The sequence below is a fragment of the Actinomadura miaoliensis genome (genome assembly GCF_039536785.1).
GTDB lineage: Bacteria > Actinomycetota > Actinomycetes > Streptosporangiales > Streptosporangiaceae > Spirillospora > Spirillospora miaoliensis.
The window spans coordinates 201,806-218,465 of record NZ_BAAAZG010000052.1 but is presented as its reverse complement, the minus strand read 5'-3'; the positions used below and the strand labels follow the sequence as shown (position 1 = coordinate 218,465).

At 69.9% G+C, this 16,660-nt stretch carries 12 protein-coding genes; 2 read left to right on the top strand and 10 right to left on the bottom strand.

Annotated features, from left to right (window positions below; translation table 11 throughout):
• Window positions 1-73: 73 nt before the first annotated feature.
• Window positions 74-1,318 (top strand): hypothetical protein, encoded by a 1,245-nt coding sequence (locus ABD811_RS33695; RefSeq protein ID WP_344955868.1) that lies wholly within the window; start codon window positions 74-76, stop codon window positions 1,316-1,318.
• A 582-nt stretch (window positions 1,319-1,900) separates the two neighbouring features.
• On the opposite strand, the gene ABD811_RS33690 is transcribed toward ABD811_RS33695, so the two are convergent.
• From ABD811_RS33690 to ABD811_RS33680, 3 genes are all read right to left on the bottom strand, one after another.
• Window positions 1,901-4,048, bottom strand: coding sequence for an ATP-binding protein (locus ABD811_RS33690; protein ID WP_344955866.1), 2,148 nt, complete (start codon window positions 4,046-4,048; stop codon window positions 1,901-1,903).
• An 845-nt stretch (window positions 4,049-4,893) separates the two neighbouring features.
• Window positions 4,894-5,343: a group II truncated hemoglobin gene (locus tag ABD811_RS33685; protein ID WP_344955864.1), complete on the bottom strand. Its 450-nt coding sequence runs from the start codon at window positions 5,341-5,343 to the stop codon at window positions 4,894-4,896.
• A gap of 91 nt (window positions 5,344-5,434) precedes the next feature.
• Window positions 5,435-6,343, bottom strand: coding sequence for a LysR family transcriptional regulator (locus ABD811_RS33680; protein WP_344955862.1), 909 nt, complete (start codon window positions 6,341-6,343; stop codon window positions 5,435-5,437).
• 164 nt (window positions 6,344-6,507) lie between these two features.
• Between ABD811_RS33680 and ABD811_RS33675 the strand changes: the two genes are divergently transcribed.
• The gene (locus ABD811_RS33675) at window positions 6,508-7,431 is read left to right on the top strand and encodes an SDR family NAD(P)-dependent oxidoreductase (protein WP_344955861.1); all 924 of its coding nucleotides are present in this window, start codon (window positions 6,508-6,510) and stop codon (window positions 7,429-7,431) included.
• A 153-nt stretch (window positions 7,432-7,584) separates the two neighbouring features.
• Here the strand turns inward: ABD811_RS33675 and ABD811_RS33670 are convergent, their stop codons facing one another.
• From ABD811_RS33670 to ABD811_RS33640, 7 genes are all read right to left on the bottom strand, one after another.
• Window positions 7,585-8,838 carry an MFS transporter gene (locus ABD811_RS33670; protein WP_344955859.1) on the bottom strand — a complete coding sequence of 418 codons (1,254 nt, stop codon included), beginning with the start codon at window positions 8,836-8,838 and terminating at the stop codon, window positions 7,585-7,587.
• A 135-nt stretch (window positions 8,839-8,973) separates the two neighbouring features.
• Entirely contained in the window at window positions 8,974-10,353 is a 1,380-nt protein-coding gene (locus ABD811_RS33665) for a glycoside hydrolase family 43 protein (RefSeq protein WP_344955857.1), read from the bottom strand.
• Between the two features lie 238 nt (window positions 10,354-10,591).
• On the bottom strand, window positions 10,592-11,956 hold the full coding sequence (locus tag ABD811_RS33660; RefSeq protein ID WP_344955855.1) for a glycoside hydrolase family 10 protein: 1,365 nt from the start codon (window positions 11,954-11,956) through the stop codon (window positions 10,592-10,594).
• 608 nt (window positions 11,957-12,564) lie between these two features.
• Entirely contained in the window at window positions 12,565-13,446 is an 882-nt protein-coding gene (locus ABD811_RS33655) for an alpha/beta fold hydrolase (protein ID WP_344955854.1), read from the bottom strand.
• A 182-nt stretch (window positions 13,447-13,628) separates the two neighbouring features.
• Complete coding sequence (locus tag ABD811_RS33650; RefSeq protein ID WP_344955852.1) at window positions 13,629-15,044, bottom strand: dihydrolipoyl dehydrogenase family protein; 1,416 nt, start codon at window positions 15,042-15,044, stop codon at window positions 13,629-13,631.
• 114 nt (window positions 15,045-15,158) lie between these two features.
• Window positions 15,159-15,494 (bottom strand): GNAT family N-acetyltransferase, encoded by a 336-nt coding sequence (locus tag ABD811_RS33645; protein WP_344955850.1) that lies wholly within the window; start codon window positions 15,492-15,494, stop codon window positions 15,159-15,161.
• Window positions 15,491-16,498 (bottom strand): pirin family protein, encoded by a 1,008-nt coding sequence (locus ABD811_RS33640; RefSeq protein ID WP_344955849.1) that lies wholly within the window; start codon window positions 16,496-16,498, stop codon window positions 15,491-15,493. The genes ABD811_RS33645 and ABD811_RS33640 overlap by 4 nt, the downstream gene beginning before the upstream one ends.
• Window positions 16,499-16,660: the final 162 nt, after the last annotated feature.

Here is a 16,660-nt window from a genome sequence, read left to right as displayed (position 1 = left end):
GCCACCGCCGATCTCACCACCATTTCGCATCGGGGACCGGCCGAAGCGAAGCAACCCTGCCGAGGAGGCTGAAGTGCACTGTTCCGCAGACTCGTGGATCCCCGGGCCCTTCGATCTGAACGCGTCCAAGGGCTCGACGGTCCCCACCCCTCGCAAGGTCCTCGCCGTCGCGCACCACATCACCGCGGCGACGCGTTTGGCGGACGTCCTCCCTCTGCTGGAGAGCGACCGGAGGGTGGCGGTCGCCTACACCGCAGCACCCGCGTCCATCTTCACCGGTGGGCTGGAGGAGTTCCTGCGCGGACTCGGCGGGGTGGTGCTGCCGTGGCGACAGGCGACCCAGTTGAAGTTCGACCTGGCCATCGCCGCGAGTCATGGCATGCTGGAGAATTTGCACGCACCCGTCATGACGGTTGCGCACGGATCCGGCCCGGGCAAGCTACTGCACCGACGCGAGGGGCTCGGCCCTCCTGCCTCCCGTCCAGTCACCGGCCTCATCCGGGAACGGCTGGTCGTCGCCGGGCGTGTGGTGCCGTCGTCGATCGCGATGGCGCATGAGCGGCACCAGGCCATGCTCGAACGGGAATGTCCCGAAGCATTGCCGGTGACCTTCGTCGCCGGTGATCCGTGCCTGGACCGGCTGATGGTGAGCCTTCCCTACCGGGACGCCTACCGCCGGGCCCTGGGTGTGGAGGACGGACAGCAAATGATCTTTCTCAGTTCAACCTGGGACACGAACTCCCTGCTGGGACAGCACCCCGATCTGCTACTGCGCGTGACGGCCGAACTGCCGTCGGACGAGTACCGGATCGTCGCCGCACTGCACCCCCATGTCTGGGCCTGGTACGGCAGACGGCAGGTGACCTCGTGGTACGCGGACTGCCTGCGGTTGGGGCTGCGGTTGCTCCCTCCCGAGGAGGGTTGGCGCGCGGCGCTCGTCGCCGCTGACCGAATCGTGGGCGATCATGGCTCGGTGACCTGCTATGGCGCCGCCCTGGGCGTACCGGTGCTCCTCGGCGCCTTCCCAGAGGACAGCGTGGCGCCCGGCTCTCACACCGCCAGACTCGGCATGATGGCCGCGCGGGTGGACTGGGACCGGTCCCTGCGCCGACAACTCGACGAGGCCGTTCATTCCTTCTCCGCCGACGCGTACGCCGACTTCCGGCGGGAGCTCAGTTCCAGGCCCGGTGAGGCGGCTCGGCTCATTCGCCGGGAGATGTACCGGCTCATGCGGCTGCCGGACCGTCAGAGCCCGCCGCGAATCGTCCCCGTGCCCTTGCCGCGGCCGATCACTCACGACGGAATACAGGCGGCGTGATGAGCACGGACACGTCGCTGGTGAGCGTCCGGGAGACTCATGACCCGCGCGACATGCTCGACTGGCAGACCCGAGACGTGGAACGTGTGCTGATCGACGGAGCGTTGACGTCAGCGATGCTCGTCAACCTCCGCCGGTCGTCTCCCGTACGTACCCACGTTGCTTCACCGGAGCGGCTCTCCGCCACAGCGGAGAGACAGCAGCCCCTACTGGACGAGCATCTCGCAGCCGGCCCCGATGAGAGGTCATGGACGTGGCTGTCGTGCGCGGACGTGATCGTTCGCCGCTTCCAGGGGCCGGACCCGAGACCGACTCGTCTGGGCGAACTCCACGGCCGCTTCCCCGGATGTCTCATCATGGCCCTGACCCCACACGGGCATGGCCATGCCGTGGTGACCACGGTCTCCGGCTGGAAGGCCCGACTCGTTCCGGTTCGGCACGGGTCATGGGTCGGGGACGATGTGCTGTCGTATGCTTCGGCGATTCACGCGTGGATCGTCGCGGGTCGGCCGTTGGACGCGCTGGACACGGCGCGGCTGACAGTTATCCGTGGCCATGCGGCGGTACGGCCTGGGGTGCGGGTCATGCCGGAGGATCAGCGGGGCTCTCACTCTCGGGTGGGGTAGCGGGGATTTCGGCGAGCCGGGTTCGGACCTCTTCCGTCTGCGGCGCGTCGAGGGCGGTATAGATGTCCAGCGCCTCCTGCAGATGGCGGCGTTCGGTCGCTGGATCGTCGTGCTGTGCCGCCACTTCGGCCAAGGCGCGCAGGACGTTGGCCTCCTCATGCTGTGCTTGGGCATGGCGGGCGGCCTCAAGGGCCTGGTGGAGCACTGCGGCGGCGTTGTCGGGATGGCCCGCCCGCAGGTGGGCTCGCCCGAGACAGCCCAGTGTGCGGGCTTGGTGGTAAAGCTCCTTCGCGTCCGTGAAGTACTGCAGGGCATGGGTGAGGTTGTCGATCGCCTCGGCGTGACGATCAGTCGCGCTGAGCGTCTGGCCGATGTGGCGTTGCATGAGGGCCACCCCTCGTGGGCGACCGAGCTCGGCGTGCACATCTCGTGCTCGAGTGAACAGCTCGACGGCATGCGCATGCCGGCCAGCGGCCTGTTCGGCGATGCCCAGGCCTTCGAGTGCGGACGCCTCACCGATCCGATGGTCGGCTCGTCGTTCCAGCTCGAGTGCCGCCTGGAAGCGGTCGCGTGCGGCAGCGTGGTCCTGGAGGTTCAGGTAGGCCATGCCCAAGCCCTCCAGCATCCGGGCCTGGGCCGCTGGGTCGTCGCAAGCTTCGGCGGCCGTCAAGCCCAGCTCATGGGCCTGAATCCACACCCGGTAGTACTTGCGGTGCAAGAACAGCGACCACATCGCCTCGCAGATTTGCCAGGTCAGGGTGTGCAGTTTCAGGCCATGTGCCCGCTGCGCGACCGCCACCAGGTTGGCCTGCTCCCGCTCCAGCCATCCCAGGGCCTTGGAACGTTCGGTGAAGCGTCCCTGGTCGTCTATGTCGCGTCGCTGTTCAGCCTGGTAGTAAGTGCCGAGACGCCAGCGGCCCGGCAGAAGGAGCAGGTCGGCGGCTACAGCTGTCTGCAGGTACCAGTCCGCGAGCCGGGTGAACGCCGCGCTCCTTTCGGCCTCCGGGTCGATCTCCCGGGACTTGTCCTGCGCGTGAAGTCGTACCAGGTCGTGGAACTGGTATCTATCGGCTGGCTGTTCCATGAGGAGGCTGGCGTCCACCAAGCCGTCCACCAGTTCGGCGGTGCGGTCGTGCTCCCGCCCCAGCAGAGCCGCGGCCGCCTCGAGGTCGAAGTCGGGACCGGGATGGGTGCCCAGCAGGCGATAGGCCCGCGCCCGTTCGTCGTCAAGGGCTTGATAGGAGGTGTTGAATACGGTCGTCACCGATATTTCCCCCTCACCGGTGTCGCCCTGGCCCGTACGAAGTCGTGACAGTCTGCCCGCCTCGTCGTCGAGTTCGCCGACCATGCGGGCGATCGGCCACTTCCTGCGGACGGCCAAACGTGCTCCGGACGCGCAGACCGCCAGCGGCAACCGGCCGCACAACCGCACCAGCGAGCGGGCATGCTCGTGTTCGGCCCCGATGCGCTCTGGGCCGATGAGATGGGTCAGCAGTTCCAGCGCCCCCGCCATGCCCAGCGGGTTCAGATCGAAGAAAGACGCCCCGTCCACAAGCAGGCCGGGCAACCGCCGCCTGGTGGTCACCACAATCAGCGCGGGGCCATCGCCGGGGAGCAGGGGCCGCACCTGAGCCGCCGACACCACGTTGTCGAGCATGATGATCAGGCGCCGTCCGGTGGTCATGGATCTGAACAGGGCCGCCTGCTCGTCGACGTTCACGGGGATGCTCTCGGCCCTCGCGCCCAGAGCCCGCAGAAAACGTTCCAGCGGCTCTGCGGGTGGCAGGGGCTCTCCCCCGGAGAACCCTCGCATGTCGACGAACAACTGTCCTTCGTAGTCGATCTTGAGCTGATGCAGCCAGTGCAGGGCCAGCGTGGTCTTCCCGACACCGCCGGGGCCGGTGATCACGACCAGGCTGCCGCCTTGAGCATCCTCACCGTGCTCGCTGAGCCGCCGTAGCGTCTCCAACTCATCCCGGCGATCAGCGAACAGCCCAGGCGGGGGCAGCTGCGCGGGGGCCGGTAGCGGCGGTGTCTGGTCACCGGCGGTGATGTGGATGCCACCTTCGATGGTCCTGGCCTGAACAGCCGATCCCGCAATCACTCCAGTGAGCTCATTACTCCCAGATATTTCTGATCTTCGCTCGTTGAACGACTGCAACTTCCGTCCAATCGATCACAGCAGTTGACGTACCCTCGACACTGAGGACATTGAGACATCAATTTTCCAGTCGCATTCTTATGCGCACTGGGCACATGCTCGTGATTATAGTCATTACCGAGGTCACTGAGGGTGATGAAATGCAGCAACCAACGATGAACAACGGGAGGAGCTCCGGTGATAACGGGCGATATATCGGATTGGCGCCGATAGCCAACCTACTGCGCACGCGACAGGGGCACAGGGCAGCTTGGTCAGAGCAAACGTCGAGTTCTTCCGTGGCCACGGATATTCGGCGGCGAGCTTGGTGGTGACCGTAAAGTCGGTTGTACCGCATGTCATGCGGAAGTCTTGATCGCATATCTTTCTTGGCAGCCCGGTTCCCACCGGCCGTGCCCGAATCCTGCGGCGCCCACCAGTGCCGACGTCCTGCTCGCCGAAGCGCCCCACGACGTCACCGACACCAGTGCACGGGCACCGGAGTACGACCAACGCCTCTGGAGCAGCGCCGAGGTGGGAGTGGCGAAGCTGGTACTGAGTCAATTCGCCCACGCATCGTGGACGACCCTGCGGACACGGAGACGACACCCATCGCCGTCTAGAAGGGTTGATCGCGGCCGGTGTGGCGACGACTCCGTCGTGCGTCCTGTCCGGTTGTCCGCGGAGCGGTGTGCCAGGCACGCAAGACCAGTAGGCCGTTCCGTTCGACTGTTCGCAGGGCGCGGCGGTGTCCGCGGGTGTCCTCGGCATCCGCAATAGCGGCTGCGGGTATGCACCGCTTCCTGGTCTCATGGGGTGGGCGAGGGCCAGTCCCACTTGGGGACTTCGCGGAGGGGATGGAGCTGGTCGTCGGTCTCGGCGTGGGAGTTCCGCATCGCCACCTCCGCGCCGAACTCCACGTGTTCGCGCAGCGCCTGCCGGAACGGCGCGTCGTCCGGCAATCCCGCGCCGTCGGCCGCGGCCATGAACAGGTCGATGAAGCGCTGCCGCTGCTCAGCGGTGATCTTCAGGTGCCGGTGCGCGTCGATGAGCGACGGGAATCCGCCCATTTCCCGGGAGAACATGTCGGGCCCGCCGAAGGTCTCCGCGGTGAAGGCCGTCAGGTGTTCGATGTGGGTCGGCCGCCCCACGCCGAACAGGGGCTGGAGCAGCGGGTCGCTCAGCAGGTTGTTGTAGAAGATCGTGATGAAGCGGTGGAGCCCCCCATGCCCTCCGGCATGCTCATAGAGTGTTGTCATAATTACACCGTTACGTTAAGACGTGTGCCTGTGGCGGTTATCCCAGACCTCCCCCGCGATGTCGAGGGTCTTAGCCACAAGTGGCCCGCCTCTACTCGGGTGACGTTTCGTGGAGTGCGGGCCGTGTGGTGGTGAGGGTTCGGACGAAGCGGAGGGCCAGGGCGGAGGCGCCGTCGCGGGGCCAGGCGATGGCGATGCGGAGGGGGTCCACGTCCGTGATGCGGCGCCAGGTGAGGTCGGGATGGGCGTAGTAGGCCGCCATCGACTCGGTGCCGAAGCACACGGCGGTCCCGGCGGCGACGTGTTCGAGCATTTCCTCGACGTTGTCGTTCTCCGGGCCCCACACGGGCGCCGATCCGTCCGGACGGGGGTTGACCGCCCACCAGTCCACCCAGGCGGCGGGGGCGCGGCGCGTCCACAGCAGCGGCTCGTCCCGCAGGTCCGTGATCGAGACGTCGTCCCTGGCGGTCAGGGGGTGGTCGGCGGCCATGGCCACCCAGCGCGGTTCCTCGGCGACGACCTGCGCGTGCAGTCCGTCGAGGTCGGCGGGCAGCCAGACGAACGCGACGTCGACCAGGCCGCGGCGCAGCGCCTCCGCCTCGCCGCCCCAGTCGAAGCGCTTGGGCTCGACGGTGACGCCGGGATGGCGCCGGGCGAAGACGGTCCGGGCCCGTCGTCCCAGCGGGCCCGCGCCCGTAGCCACGAATCCAACGCGCAGCAGCCTCCTGCGCGCGGCGTCGGCGACGCGCACGTCCCGCATCGCCTGCTGCCAGCCGTCCACCAGCCGGCGCGCCTCGGGCAGCAGCCGCTCCCCCGCCGCGGTCAGCCGCACCTCCCGGCTGCTGCGCTCGAACAGCCGCACGCCCAGGTCGTTCTCCAGCCGCTGGATCTGCCGGCTCAACGACGGCTGGGACACGAACAGCCGCTGCGCGGCCCGGGTGAAGCTCAGATCTTCGGCCACGGTGACGTAGTAGCGCAGCACCCGGGTGTCCACGTCCATTCGCCTGCCTCCTGCACGCCCTCGGGAGCATCTATGCCTGGAACGAATGGCGACAGGCATTGGACGCCATCGGCGCCCCGTTGATTGCGTGGAGGCGCGCGCCCGGCCATATGACCGGCCGCCGGACACAACCGTGCGCTGCTCACCAGAGGGAGACCCCGTCAATGCAGGAATTGCCGAAGCAAGGTTCGCGTGCGGCGGACCGCCCGGAAAGTCGCGAACGCTTCTCGTCCCGACGCACGGTGCTGCGGGCCGGGGCCGCCGCCGGGCTGGCGGCCGGAGCCGTCCTGGGCACCGGGACCGCCGCCGGCGCCGCCGCGCCGGCGGCCGGACGGCTGAGGGGGAAGGTGGTGCTCATCACCGGTGCCACCTCCGGCATCGGTGAGGCCGCCGCCGTACTGATGGCCGCCGGAGGGGCCCGCGTGTTCTTCTGCGGCCGCCGCGCGAACCTCGGCCGCCGCATCGAGTCCCGGATCCGCTCGGCGGGTGGGGACGCGACGTATGTGCGCGCCGACGTCCGCCGGGAAAGCGACGTCAGGGAATTCGTATCGGCCTGCGTCCGCCGCCACGGACGTCTCGACATCGCCTTCAACAACGCCGGAATCGAGAGTCCGCGTGCCGTCCACCTGCACGAGCAGTCCCTCGACGACATGGAGAAGGTGTGGCGGACCAATGTCGGCGGCACCTTCCTGGCGATGAAATACGAGATTCCGCAGATGCGGTCGCAGGGCGGCGGTGTCATCGTCAACACCGCGTCGATCTCCGCGGAGGTCGGCTTCGCCACGATCGCGCCCTACAACGCCAGCAAGCACGGTGTCGCGTCGCTGACGAAGGTGGCCGCGCTGGAGTACGCCGCCGAGGGCGTCCGCGTCACCGCGTTCGCCCCGGGCGCCGTCGACACCCCGATGCTGCGCCGCGCCGCCGAGGCGTTCGACATGACCTACGAGGAGATCGCCCAGGACTACCCGATCAAACGGATCGTCAGCGCGGAGGAGATGGCCCGCGTCATGATGTGGCTCGGCTCCGCCGAGGCCGCCCCCGTCGTCGGGACCGACGTCGACGTCTCCGGCGGCTACCTGACCGGCTGACCACCACGCCCGGTCGAACGTCAGGTGCCCGAGCGACACCATCGTCGCGCCCCAGCCGCTCTGGTCAGGACCCGCCGCTCGCCGTGGGCGATGCGGTGCGTACGTGAGGGAAGGTCGCCGTCCGTGTCTGAGTAGCGCGTTCGGTCACCTGATTCAGGGCGCGGCGGGTGTTGCCGCACTTGTCGTGCTGTCGCGTGGTTCGGTGTGGAGGTGGCGCACCTGGGTGGACGTCAGTGTCGCCAGCGTGGCCGCGATGACCAGGGCCGCTGCGCCGAGCGTCGTGGTGGTGACGCCCAAGCCGCTGGACAGAGGGCCTGCCACGAGCACCGCGGCCGGGGTGAAGGCGAACCCGCCCAGCAGGTTCCAGCTGTTGACGCGGGCCAGAACCTGCGGCGGGAACGTGGCCTGCACCGTGGTGGTCCACAGCACCCCATAGATCGTCTGGCAGGCGCCGGGGACCGGGCTCATCAGCGCGAGCGTCCACCAGGCGGCCCCGGCGCCGGTCAGCAGCAGCGGAGTCGTGGCGGTCGCCGGGAGAAGGGCCATCGCGAACACCGGACGAGCCGGCCGCCACCGTGCCGCGACCACGCCGCCCGCCAGCGCCCCCGCCGCCTCCAGCCCGGCGACCATGCCCCAGCCTCCAGGGCCGCCATGCCCCTGGGCCATGTAGAGCGGGCCGAGTACGGCCGAGAAGGCGGTGACCGCGACGGCGACGGCGGTGAACTGGGCGGTGAGGGCCCAGACCCACTGGGTGGAGGTGAACTCCCGCCACCCCGCGCCCAGGTCGGTCATGACGCCCGGCCGCCGGTCCCGGCGCCATCGCGGTGTGCGCAGCCGCGTCAGCAGTACCGCCCCGAGCGCGGACGTTCCCGCTTTGATCGCGGCAGCCCATCCCGGCCCCGCCGCCGCGACGACGGCCCCCGACAGGACCAACCCGGTCAGCAACCCCGCCGCCACCGACTGGCCCAACAACGCGTTGGCCGCCCGCCTGTCCTCGCCATGGACCAGGTCCGCGACGATCCCCCGCTCGGCGGGCAGCAACAAGGAGCGGGCAAGCCCGGACAGCGCCGCCAGCCCGCACACCATCGCGAGCGGCGCCGCACCCAGCAGGAAGCACGCCGCGAGGCCGGTCCACGCTCCGGCCGCCAGGATCTCCGCACTCGCCATCACCCGGTGCCGCCGAAACCGGTCTCCGGCGAGGCCACCCGCCACGACCAGCAGCGTCGGCGCCGTCTTGCACGCCACCACCGCCGACAACCCGGTCGCCCCGTAGCCCAGATGCAGAGCCCCGAAGGACAACGCGATCTGCCCGAATCCGTCCCCGGCATTTCCCGCCACCCGAGCCACGAACAACCGGGCGACTGAGACATCTTTGAGCAGAAGAATCGGCGACGATGCGGCGAGCACAATGGGACCCTACAACCGCATCAGCGGACATCGACTCCCACCATACCGATTGCCGATGAAATGGATCCTTTTTCGGTTTTGCACGAATGCCCGGCCAGTACCGGACTCGTCTGCTACGTCGGGTTGGCTGATTTGTCAGGGGGTGATGCGGAAGGTGGCGTCTTGGCGGTCGGCGAGAGTGGAGGAGGTGCTGAGCGGGTCGATGCGGAGCACGTAGTTGTTGTGCCTGAGGTAGTAGGTCGGGTAATTGTAGGAACGGAACGACGACCATGCCGTGTCGGCGAGCCCGGCGGTGCGGTAGAAGGTGGCGTCGGCGCGGAATGTGGCGGTGTTGTCGTTGGGGTCGAGCCGGATGGCGTAGTTGTTGTGCCGCAGGTAGTTGCCGGGATAATTGACCGACTCGAACGACACGCCGGCCGCGTCGGCGAGGCCGGGGACCATTCGCCACATCTGGTCCTGGTAGGGGTCGAACGGATAGGCGTCGATCCGACCGACGCGGTCCTGGTGCCGTACGTACCGGTCCGGGTAGTTGGAGGACTTCAGCCGGACCCAGTTGGGCGTTCCCCAACGGGAGATCAGGGCGTTGTACTCGGCGTCGGTGATACCGGCGATCGATCCGTGTTTGGAGTTCAGCGGCGGGGTGTAGTCGCGCTGGTTCATCGGGGTCCACGCGCCGCCGCCGATGTTGCTCGAGGACCAGGCGTAGTAGTCGTTGTTGACGGGGCTGAACGAGTCGCCCCAGAGCCGCCATCCGCTGCCGTCGTTGAGTTTGTGCAGCAGGGGCGCCTCGATGGCGCTGCCCTGGATCAGGCCGCTGGTGTAGGTGGTGTAGCTGTTGGGCGCGCCTGTGGCGGAGCGTGCTCCGTAGATACGGCCGTCGGCCAGGTTCTTGTAATACATGTAGGTGGTTCCGCCGTCGACGACGATGTCACCGTCCAGGACGCCGAATCCGGGGCTGAAATAGGTCTGCGGATTGCTGACGGTCCGGAAGTCGGCGGTGTAGTTCACCCAGAAGACGTTGGCGGTGGAGTAGACGATGCCGTACTGGCTCCGGGAGGCGTCCCAGAACACCGTCGGAGCCCACGTGTGGTCGTTGGTGGTGTGCATCCGCAGACGGCGGTATCCGGTGAAGGCGGTCAGGTTCGTCGAGTCCCACACGTGCAGGTACTGGCTGTTCAGGCTGAAGTCGGTGCCTTTGAGGTCGGTGGCGATCACCACGAACGTGCCGTCCTGCTTGCGGAACACCTGCGGGTCGCGCAGGCCCAGCTGACCGGCCGTCGGCGTGACGACCGGGTTGTTCTGGTTCAGGGGCGTCCAGTTCAGGCCGTCCCGGCTGACCGCCAGGTGCAGGCCGTAGTCCGCGCCCAGGAACCGCGGCGACTCGGTGAAGTAGGCCATCACGTAGGCGTTGTACGTCGCCGCCGACGCGGCGCGCGGAAAGCTCACAACGCCGGTGGCGGCGAGCGCGGCGGAGGCGAGGGCGGTCCGGGTGAATTCTCTGCGGGACAGCGTCACGGCGCTGACCTTTCTTCTCGGGAGCGGGCCATGCCCGGGGCCCGCCGGGCGGTGGAGCATTCGATGCGGGCGGGGGCCGCACCGTCGCCAGAGCAGCCGAGGGGCGTGCTCGCGCGACGGGCCGGTCAGGTGACCTGGCCCGGGGCGAGGCGGTACGGGACGCGGCGGCGCAGCGGGTGCCCGGCGGGCAGGGCGGGTGGTCCAAGTCGCGTCGCCACGTGAACGCGGGTCGACTCGGTCACGGGCTGGTGCAGGTGGCGGTGGGGGTGGCCGCGGTGCCGTTGGCGGTGAAACCGAACGTGACGGAGGATCCCGCCGCGATGGAGCCGTTGTACGAGGCGTTGCGGACGGTCACGGTGGAGCCCGAGCCGGTCGGCTCGCCGTTCCAGAGGCTGGTGATGCTCTGCCCGCCGGGCCACGTCCACCGGACCGTCCAGCCGTTGACCGGTGCGCTGCCCGCGCGGACGGTCACCGTCGACTGGAATCCGCCCTGCCAGCTGTTGGTCGTCGCGATCGTGGCCGAGCACGCTCCCGAGGGCGGGTCGGTCGGCGGGTTCGGGGTGGCGTTGTTGAGGGCGTTCAGGACCGCGTCATAGGCCGGCTTCTTGTTGTAGTTGCCGTCGAACAGCAGCGGGGTGTCACCGGAGCGCCAGGAGTACCGGTCGGTGACACCCCACACGGTGATGCCGGTGCAGCGGGAGACCGCCATGCAGGCCTCCACGACCCGCCGGTAGGCGTCGGCCTGCGCCGTCCCGGAGCCGCCGATGTCCAGTTCGGTGATCTGCACGTCCACGCCGAGCGCGGCGAACTGTTCGATGTTCCGCCGGTAGTTGCTCGGCACCTGGCCGAAGTGCGACTGCAGGCCGACACAGTCGATCGGCACGCCGCGCGCCTTGAAGTCGCGGACCATGTTGTAGACGCCACGGGTCTTGGCGGCGTCGGCGTCGTCGATGTTGTAGTCGTTGTAGCAGAGCTTGGCGTTCGGGTCGGCCGCGCGGGCGGCGCGGAACGCCTCCTCGATGAAGCCGTTGCCGATCCGCTGCGTCCAGATCGAGCTGCGCAGCGAGCCGACCGCGCCGCCGTCGGCGAAGGCCTCGTTGACCACGTCCCAGGTGTGGATCTTGCCTCGGTAGTGGCCCATGACGCCGTTGATGTGGCCGGTCAGCGCGGCGCGCGCGTCGGCGGCCGAGGACAGGTTCTGCACCCAGCCGGGGATCTGGGCGTGCCACACGAGGGTGTGCCCGCGGATCTTCATGCCCCTGCTCTGGGCGTGGTCGACGATCCGGTCGGCGGAACCGAACGTGAACGAGCCGCGGGTGGGTTCGGTGGCGTCCCACTTCATCTCGTTCTCCGCGGTGACCGAGTTGAACTCCCGGTCCAGCGTGGTCACGTACGCCGACTCGCCGAGCCGGCCGGCCGCCACCGCGGCGCCGAAGTAGCGCCCGCTCTGCGCCGCCGCCGCGCCCAGCGTGCCGGCGGCGGCGCCGGCGGTGGTGGGCACCGCGAACGCCGTGGCGGCGCCGAGGACGCTGAGAGCCCCCGCCACCAGGGCGCGGCGCAGCGGTCGCCGCCGACCGGTCGGGGGAATGGTGTTTTCGCCCATGCCTGAGCCTCCATGCTGCGTAAAAGGAAATAAGGGAATGCCGGAAAGCCGTGCGGCTGAGACGGCGCGGTCACTCGACGCCTTGCGTCAGAAGCTCCTGCCGTTCACCACCGACCCCGGCAGGAGGAACCGCGTGGGAGCCTCAGTGTGAGAACGGCCCTCGAAACGTGTCAAGCCCGGTTCCGACGACTTTCGAAGCGGCGGTCGGTGTAGGAAGTCCATACGCTCGACAGATGCCGGCCATGACCGCCGCGAATTCCGGTGGTGCGTACGCCCGGCCCGGAGAACCCCGATACATGAAATTTCATGCGTGTGGAGCGAGGCTCCGCCGCCTTGACCAGCCAAGGACGGCGTGGGCACCGCCGACGGAAGCGACCGCATGCCAGAGAGGGCTTGACGGGCCTCACGGCGTCGTGTTTGCTCCGCTGCACCACCACCGACGCCATCCCGCCCGAGAAAGGCCGTACTGGACGCAGAAATGTTAGCGCTAACAATCAGTGCCCTGGCAGCCCGTCGCGAGTCCGAGCAAGCGCTGAAAGGGAGGTTGGCTCATCCATGTGAGCGTTAACGCTCCTACCGTCCGCTCTGCCGACCTGCCCGGCCGCGGGTCAGCCGATGTCCGCGGTGAAGGCGAGGACGCGGTCATTGACGCGGGCGGCGCACTGGCCGGAGACGGCGTGCGTCGCCTCGGGCCACAACTCGGCCCGGACGTCGGGGATCAGCGTTCGCGCTCGTTCGTAGGCGGTCCGCGGGTCGTGGATGACGCTGCGGCCGGCGACGATCGCCAGGACCGGCACGGACAGGGAGCGGAGCTGGTCGTCGCCGAACAGGGCCGGTTGCGGCACCGCGGTGCGGAACCCGCTCATCGCGGCGTCGATGACCCGGCCGACCGGATCGGCGAGCGGTTCGCCGCCCTGGCCGTCGACGTAGCGGAGGAAGCGCGGCGTCGCCCGCCGGGACAGGAACGGGACGAGGGTGGGGATCGTGCGCAGGACCAGGGCGAGCGGCATGCGGGCGAGGGTGGCGGCGGGATCGAGCAGGGTCGCCGACGCCACCCGCTGAGGGCGGCGGACGGCGATGTTGCAGGCCGTCCAGCCGCCGATCGAGACCCCGACGAGGTGGACGCGGTCGAGGCCGAGCCCCGCCAGCGTCTGGTCCAGCCACGCGGCCTGGTCGGCCGCGTCGCGGATGGGGGCGGTCTGGACGCTGGCTCCCGGCTCGCCCAGCAGATCGACGGAGAACACCGTGCGCCGCCGGGCGAGGGGCTCGATGTTGGGGCGCCAGGAGATCGTCGTCCCGTTCCGGCCGTGCAGCAGGACGAGCGGCACGCCGGACGCCGCGCCGAACCGGTACACGCGCACGTCGCCGAACGCGGTGCCGACATCGTGCGTCTCGGTCGGCGCCGGCAGGAGCCGCATGCCTTCCGCGTAGGCCGCCCGGAAGCGCCGCTCCGCCGCCGCGGACGTGAACCGCCCGACCCGATGCCCCATGAGCACTCCCCTCCGTAGCCGGGACGTCCATCGGCCGCATCCAGGGCCTTGCCGCTCAGCTGCTGCTCGGGCACATCGGCACCGAGGACGCCGAGGCGATCGTGCGGGAGCGGCTCGACCGGGCCCGACCGGGCGCGTGATCCGGCGCGGCGCCGGCCTTCGCCCGGGGCCTCGCGGGAGTGTCAGCCTCGGAAGGTCTCCAGGAGGCGCAGCCAGATCTCGCTGATGGTCGGGTACGAGGGGACCGCGTGCCACAGGCGGGCGATCGGGACCTCGCCCACGACGGCGATGGTCGCCGAGTGCAGGAGTTCCGCGACGCCGGCGCCGACGAAGGTCACGCCCAGGAGGATCTCGCGGTCCAGGTCCACCACGGCGCGGGCGCGGCCCCGGTAGCCGTCGGCGAACAGGGAGGCCCCGGCGACACCGCCCAGGTCGTAGTCCACCGCCCGCACCCTGCGGCCCTGCCGTTCGGCCTGTTCGAGGCTGAGTCCGACGGCCGCGACCTCGGGGTCGGTGAAGACCACCTGCGGCACCGCCCGCTCGTCCGCGGTGGCGACGCTGCGTCCCCACGGCGCCAGGTCCAGCTCGCGGCCGGCGGCGCGGTCGGCGATCACCGTGCCGAAGATCCGTCCCTGGTACTTGCCCTGGTGCGTCAGCAGCGCCCGGCCGGTGACGTCCCCGGCCGCGTAGAGCCAGCCGCCCTGGACGCCCACCGCCATGCCCGTGTCGTCCACCTCGATCGGCTTGCCCGCGTCCAAGCCGACGCTCTCCACGCCCAGGTCGGCGGTCGCCGGGACGCGGCCGGTGGCGAACAGCACCTCGTCCGCCGTGAGGGTCTCGCCGCCGTCCAGCGTCAGGGTCACCGGGCCGTCGCGGCGCACCTCGGTCACCGACGCGCCGAACCGCACGTCGACCCCGGACTCACGCAGGCTGTCGGCCACCAGCTCGCCGGCGAAGGGCTCGATCTTCGGCAGCAACCGCTGCCCGCGCACCAGCATCGTCACCTCGCTGCCCAGCGCCCGCCAGGCCGTGGCCATCTCGACCGCGACGACGCCGCCGCCGACCACCGCCAGCCGCTCCGGCACCGTCGACGAGCTGGTGGCCTCGCGGCTGGTCCACGGGCGGACCTCGGCCAGTCCGGGCAGCTCCGGCAGCGCGGCGCGGGTGCCCGTGCACACCGCCACCGCGTGCCGGGCCGTCAGGACGCGGTGCCCGCCGTCGGGCGTGTCCACGACCACCCGGCGTTCCCCGTCCAGCCGGCCGTGCCCGCGCACCAGGGTGATCCCGGCGCCGTTCAGCCAGTCGACCTGACCGTCGTCCTTCCAGTCGGAGGCGAAGGAGTCCCTGCGCCGCAGCACCGCCGCCGCGTCCAGGGCCCCGGTCACCGCCTCCCGCGCGCCGGCGACCCGCTCGGCGTCGGCGCGGGCGGCGCCCGGACGCAGCAGCGCCTTGCTGGGCATGCACGCCCAGTACGAGCACTCCCCGCCCACCAGTTCGGCCTCCACCAACGCCACCGTCAGCCCGCCCGCGTGCGCGCGCTCCGCGAGGTTCTCCCCCGTCGGCCCGCCGCCCAGCACCACAACGTCGAATTCGTCCACCGGCCCGTCCTTCCAATGTTCCGCGTGCTCAAACTCCGCCGCCGACCAGCGGACGCGCCACGAGCGTCTCATGGGCCCGGTCCCGTGACGGCGTGCTTTCGGCCGGGGAGACCGTCAGTCCAGTTCCTCGCGCAGCCAGTTCAGGATTTCCGGGGTGACGCGGTCGGTGGCGTCATCGAACTCGTCGTGCTTCTTGACGAACTTCGCCACGTAGGGGCAGACCGGCACGATGCGTTTTCCGTTGTCGCGGGTGTCGGTGAGGGCGTGCTGGACGAGCCGGGCGGCGAGTCCCTTGCCGGAGAAGGCGTCGTTGATCTCGGTGTGGTAGAAGACGCGCTGCGCACCGCGGTCGAGATAGGCGGCGAGCCCGACGAGTTCGCCGTCGACCAGGATTTCGTAGCGGTTCTTCTCGTCTGCTCGTTCGACCACAGGGGCGGCGGGTGTTGTCACCGTGTTCCTTCCGAGGGCGGACGCACGGGGTTCCCGCGCGGGTTGAGTGTCGCGTTCGGCAGGGGCGGCGCCGGGAGACGGTCCCCGGCGTACCCTTCGACCTTGCCGAACCGTTCGGAGGCGTCCTGCCATTCCCGCCGGGCCTGGACGATCTCCTCGTGGCCGCGGCCGATGAAGTTCCACCACATCACGATCTGCTCCTCGAAGGGCGTCCCGCCGAGCAGGATCGTCCGCGCCGGGGCGTCGGTCGTGTTCTCGAGGGTCAGCGTCCCCGTCCCGGGGGCGAGGTAGCCGAGCTCGCCGCGGCGCACCGGCGTTCCCGCCATCCGCACCTCGCCGAGGTCGACCAGAAGGCCGTGCTCGAAACCGGCGTCGACCGCGAGGGTGACGGTCGCGTGCGGGTCGAGTATCAGTTCGGCGCCGAGCAGCGGTGTGAAGGTCGGGACGGGCGAGGTGTCGCCGGCCAGGGAGCCGAGGAACACCCTGGCCTCGCCCCCGTCCAGGCGGACCGGGCGCGGCACGTGGTGGTGGAAGGCGCGGGCGGTGTGGCGGTGCCGTTCCGGCAGCGCCACCCACAACTGCACGCCGTGCAGGATCGTGGTGCGGGCGGTGGAGACCTCCGAGTGGCTGATCCCGTATCCGCCCGTCATGAGGTTCAGCTCGCCCGGGTGGACGAGGGCGTGGGTGCCGAGGCTGTCACGGTGCTCGATCTCGCCGCTGAACAGCCAGCTCACCGTCTGCAGGCCGGTGTGGGGGTGCGGGGCGACGTCCATCCCGCCCGTCCGGGCGACGTCGTCGGGCCCGTAGTGGTCGGCGAAGCACCACGCGCCGATCAACGTCCGGGCCCGCTGCGGCAGCGTGCGGCGGACCGTCATCGCCCGCGGGCCGCCCAGGGGGACGTCTCTGGCGGTGAGCACCTCGACCTGCGGCTCCCGCGGCCCCGGCTGCCCGTCCGCGGAGGCGCCGCAGCGCAGTTCACGGGGTTCGACCTCGACATTGCTCACCGTACGACGCCTTCCACTCGGCTTGTCCCGACTACTATCCTCCGCCTTCGCTGACGGGCGGCGACCCGCCCCCGGCCAGGGACGACGGCGGCGCCCGGCCGGCCGGCTCGGGTTCCGACCGGCGAGGCGACGGCGGAGGCGGCGTCTCCGCGCGCCGCACTG